Genomic DNA, 4,781 nt, shown 5'->3' on the forward strand with positions numbered 1-4,781 from the left:
CATGAGTATGTACTCTGAGAGCTATACAGCATAACAATTGATTAGAAGACGCATATGATCTACATTGAATAGAAAAGAGCTCGACCGATTAGTACTTCTCGGCTAAGTGCGTTACCACACGTACACCTGAAGCCTATCACCTTGTTGTCTACAAGGGGTCTTACCAAAAGGAAAACTCATCTTGGGATGGGCTTCCCGCTTAGATGCTTTCAGCGGTTATCCCAACCGGACTCAGCTACCGGGCAATGCTATTGGTTAACAACCCGTACACCGGAGGTCCGTCCACCCCGGTCCTCTCGTACTAGGGGCAGCCTCCCTCAATTTTCCTACGCCCACGGAGGATAGGGACCGAACTGTCTCACGACGTTCTGAACCCAGCTCGCGTACCGCTTTAAATGGCGAACAGCCATACCCTTGGGACCTGCTCCAGCCCCAGGATGCGATGAGCCGACATCGAGGTGCCAAACCTTCCCGTCGATGTGGACTCTTGGGGAAGATCAGCCTGTTATCCCCGGAGTACCTTTTATCCGTTGAGCGACGGCCATTCCACTCTGAGCCGCCGGATCACTAGAACCTGGTTTCCCATCTGCTCGACTTGTTTGTCTCGCAGTTAAGCCTGCTTATGCTCTTGCACTCAAAAGGATGATTGCCGACCATCCTGAGCAGACCTTACGTGCGCCTCCGTTACATTTTAGGAGGCGACCGCCCCAGTCAAACTACCCACCTGACACGGTCCCCTTCCCGGATTACGGCGAAGGGTTAGGATGCCGAAACGTCGAGGGTGGTATTCCAAGGGTGACTCCCTGAAGACTGGCGTCTCCAGTTCACAGTCTCCCACCTATCCTCTACACGACGAACCGGCAGCCAATGTCAAGCTGCAGTAAAGGTTCACGGGGTCTTTCCGTCCTTCCGCGGGTAAGTCGCATCTTCACGACTAGTGCAATTTCACCGGGTCTATGGTTGAGACAGTGTCCAAATCGTTACGCCTTTCGTGCAGGTCGGAACTTACCCGACAAGGAATTTCGCTACCTTAGGACCGTTATAGTTACGGCCGCCGTTTACCGGGGCTTAGATTCGCTGCTTCGCTAATGCTAACAACTCCTCGTGACCTTCCGGCACCGGGCAGGCGTCAGACCCTATACGTCGTCTTACGACTTCAGCAGAGTCCTGTGTTTTTGATAAACAGTCGTTTGGACCTCTTTACTGTGACCGCCAAAAGCTCAAAGAGTAAATCTTATCACCTAAGACGGCACCCCTTATCCCGAAGTTACGGGGTTATTTTGCCGAGTTCCTTAACCATAGTTCTCCCGATCGCCTTGGTATGTTCTACCCACCCACCTGTGTCGGTTTGCGGTACGGGCTCCTAGCAACTCCCTAGAGGTTTTTCTCGGAAGTATGGGCTCACTCACTTCGCTCAATCGTTTCGTCCTTCACCTCAGCTTTAATACAAGGCGCATTTCACTACCTTGTAGCCTACGTGATCTCACGGGGACATCCAGAACCCCGCTGAGCTACCCTTCTTCGTCACCCCATTGGTAATAATGTTGCGTCGGAGGTGCAGGAATATCTACCTGCTGTGCATCGACTACGCCTTCCGGCCTTGCCTTAGCTCCCGACTGACCCTGGGAGGATTAGCCTTGCCCAGGAAACCTTGGGTTTACGGCGGAGATGTTTTTCACATCTCTCTCGTTACTCATGCCAGCATTCTCACTTCCGGCCGGTCCACCATGGGTTACCCCACAGCTTCACTCCAGACGGAAAGCTCCTCTACCACTAGTAAAACTAGTCCGTCGCTTCGGTACTATGCTTAGCCCCGTATATTGTCGGCGCATGTTCACTCGACCAGTGAGCTATTACGCACTCTTTAAATGAATGGCTGCTTCTAAGCCAACATCCTGGTTGTCTGAGCAAACGCACATCCTTTGCCACTTAGCATAAATTTGGGGACCTTAGCGGACGGTCTGGGCTGTTTCCCTTTCGAACACACGGCTTAGCCCACATGTTCTGACTCCCGGATTCTAGACCATACGGCATTCGGAGTTTGGTTGATGTTGGTAGGCGGTGAAGCCCCCGCAATCATCCAGTGCTCTACCTCCGCAGGTAAACATCCGAGGCTAGCCCTAAAGCTATTTCGAGGAGAACGAGATATCTCCAAGTTTGATTGGCCTTTCACCCCTATCCACAAGTCATCCCCCCAGTTTTCAACCTAGGTGGGTTCGGCCCTCCACGGGGTCTTACCCCCGCTTCAGCCTGCTCATGGATAGATCACTTGGCTTCGCGTCTACGATGTGCGACTAAAACGCCCAATTAAGACTCGCTGTCGCTTCGGCTCGCTTTTTAGCTTAACCTTGCCACACACCGTAACTCGCTGGCTCATTCTACAAAAGGCACGCTGTCACAAGAAAAATCTTGCTCCAACTGCTTGTAAGCACACGGTTTCAGGTACTATTTCACTCCCCTTCCGGGGTGCTTTTCACCTTTCCCTCACGGTACTGGTTCACTATCGGTCACAGGAGAGTATTTAGGCTTGGAGGGTGGTCCCCCCAGATTCCCACCGGGTTTCACGTGTCCGGCAGTACTCAGGTATCACAAGACAGATTTCTTAGATTCGCGTACGGGGCTTTTACCCTATCTTGCCGGCCTTCCCAGACCGTTTTGCTTCTAAGAAATTTTCTTACTGTACAATTTGTGACCCTACAACCCCACAAGAGCTTTCGCGACCTGTGGTTTGGCCCTTGTCCGCGTTCGCTCGCCACTACTAGCGGAATCTCGTTTGATTTATTTTCCTCTGGGTACTTAGATGTTTCAGTTCCCCAGGTTGTCTCAGATGCGTCTATGTGTTCAACGCACTGTAATAAGAAATGACTCTTATTAGGTTTACCCATTCGGAAATCTACGGATCAAGCGGGTATGTGCCCCTAACCGTAGCTTATCGCAGCTTGTCACGTCCTTCATCGGCTTCCTGTGCCAAGGCATCCACCGTGTGCCCTTACCATCTTATCTATCAATGGTTTGGTACATACATACACTATCAATGATTTCTCATTGATGCGATCAGATGCGATCTTCTTCTTAAATAAGAAAATTATCGTTTGTTACGCTATACAGCTCTCAAGGTACACACAAGGCATTGAGCCCTGAAGACTGAACACTGTAATTGAAGATAAAAGATGATCAGCGAAATTTAACGGCAAGACACACTGTATAAAAGGTAATAACAATCTAGTAGAGCTTATTCTCCCTAGAAAGGAGGTGATCCAGCCGCACCTTCCGGTACGGCTACCTTGTTACGACTTCACCCCCCTTACCCTCCACACCTTCGGCGCCTCCCTCCCTTGCGGGTTAGGCCGACGACTTCGGGTGCAGACGACTCGGGTGGTGTGACGGGCGGTGTGTACAAGGCCCGGGAACGCATTCACCGCGGCGTGCTGATCCGCGATTACTAGCAACTCCGACTTCATGGAGGCGAGTTGCAGCCTCCAATCCGAACTGGGACCGGCTTTAGGGATTCGCTCCTGCTCGCGCAGTAGCAGCCCTCTGTGCCGGCCATTGTAGCACGTGTGCAGCCCAGGACATAAGGGGCATGATGACTTGACGTCGTCCCCACCTTCCTCCGGCTTAACGCCGGCGGTCTCGCATGGGTGCCCGGCCGAACCGCTGGCAACATGCGACAAGGGTTGCGCTCGTTGCGGGACTTAACCCAACATCTCACGACACGAGCTGACGACAGCCATGCACCACCTGTTTAGGCTCCTTTCGGCCACAGTGTTTCCACTGCTTCACCTAAATGTCAAGCCCTGGTAAGGTTCTTCGCGTTGCTTCGAATTAAGCCACATGCTCCGCTGCTTGTGCGGGCCCCCGTCAATTCCTTTGAGTTTTAGTCTTGCGACCGTACTCCCCAGGCGGGACACTTAATGCGTTAGCTGCGGCACGGAAAGTATAATCTCCCCACACCTAGTGTCCATCGTTTACAGCTAGGACTACCAGGGTATCTAATCCTGTTCGCTCCCCTAGCTTTCGCGCCTCAGCGTCAGTCATGGCCCAGAAGACCGCCTTCGCCACCGGTGTTCTTCCAAATATCTGCGCATTTCACCGCTACACTTGGAATTCCATCTTCCCCTACCAGACTCAAGCCTGCCGGTATCAGGAGCGGATAGGGGTTGAGCCCCCAGATTTAACTCCTGACCTAACAGACCGCCTACGCGCGCTTTACGCCCAATGAATCCGGATAACGCTTGCCCCCTACGTATTACCGCGGCTGCTGGCACGTAGTTAGCCGGGGCTTCTTCTGCAGGTACCGTCACCTTGCGGCCTCGTCCCTGCTGAAAGCGGTTTACAACCCGAAGGCCTTCATCCCGCACGCGGCGTCGCTGCATCAGGCTTTCGCCCATTGTGCAAGATTCCCCACTGCTGCCTCCCGTAGGAGTCTGGGCCGTGTCTCAGTCCCAATCTGGCCGGTCGGTCTCTCAACCCGGCTACCCATCATTGCCTTGGTAGGCCACTACCCCACCAACTAGCTAACAGGCCGCGGGCCCATCCTTTGCCGCCGGAGCTTTCCCATATTCGCCATGCGACAAATATGGAGTATCCGGTATTAACCTCGGTTTCCCGAGGCTATCCCAGTGCAAAGGGCAGGTTGCCCACGTGTTACTCAGCCGTTCGCCACTTTATACACATCCGAAGATGCTTTAACCGTTCGACTTGCATGTGTTAGGCGCGCCGCCAGCGTTCATCCTGAGCCAGGATCGAACTCTCCATTCAAAATGAAATAAACTGAATTG

At 52.9% G+C, this 4,781-nt stretch carries 2 rRNA genes; both read right to left on the minus strand.

Annotation, left to right across the window (positions count from 1 at the left end):
- Window positions 1–68: 68 nt before the first annotated feature.
- A 23S ribosomal RNA gene (locus AC1DBT_RS05870) occupies window positions 69–3,003 on the minus strand.
- Window positions 3,004–3,245: 242 nt separating this feature from the next.
- A 16S ribosomal RNA gene (locus tag AC1DBT_RS05875) occupies window positions 3,246–4,761 on the minus strand.
- Together the 16S and 23S rRNA genes form the textbook arrangement of a ribosomal RNA operon.
- Window positions 4,762–4,781 lie beyond the last annotated feature (20 nt).

This window comes from Fannyhessea sp. C0108B2 (assembly GCF_056583915.1).